This is a genomic window from Halorubrum sp. Atlit-28R, assembly GCF_003665955.1.
Lineage (GTDB): Archaea > Halobacteriota > Halobacteria > Halobacteriales > Haloferacaceae > Halorubrum > Halorubrum tropicale.
On the sequence record NZ_QPLS01000218.1, the window covers coordinates 1 to 461 of the forward strand.

Consider the following 461-nt stretch of genomic DNA (forward strand, 5'->3'; position numbering starts at 1 on the left):
GACCGAGAGCGCCGACCCGACGACGAGCGCCTGTCCGATGCTTCCACCGCCGAGAACGCTCTCCGGGCCGACAATGACGACGACGCCGACGAGTCCGAGTAGAATGCCGACGGCGTCGACCGCCGAGACGGAACCTCCGACCGAAACCGAGACGAGCGACGGGTCGTACTCGGTGTCGATGGCCCCGGTCGGTGCGGTCGAGTTCGACGCCGTGCCGGAACGTGCCCTGACCTACTACCCGGTCTCGGCCGACGCGGCGGTCGCCTTCGGCCACGGCGACGCCATCACTGGCATCGGCTACGACAAGGAACTGTTCGGCAACACGGTCGACTACTACTACGACGCGCTCGACGGCGTGGACTTCGAGTGGGAGGAACTCGGCCGCGTCACGCCGGCGTCCAATCCGAACGCCCTCGATAGGGAGTTGTTCTACGAACTGGACAGCGATGTTCACTTCCTCG

Annotated in this window: 1 pseudogene; it reads left to right on the forward strand. The window is 66.2% G+C overall.

Annotated elements, in window-relative coordinates:
* Window positions 1-37: 37 nt before the first annotated feature.
* Window positions 38-461: pseudogene (locus DVK06_RS17630) on the forward strand (ABC transporter substrate-binding protein); the annotation flags it as partial.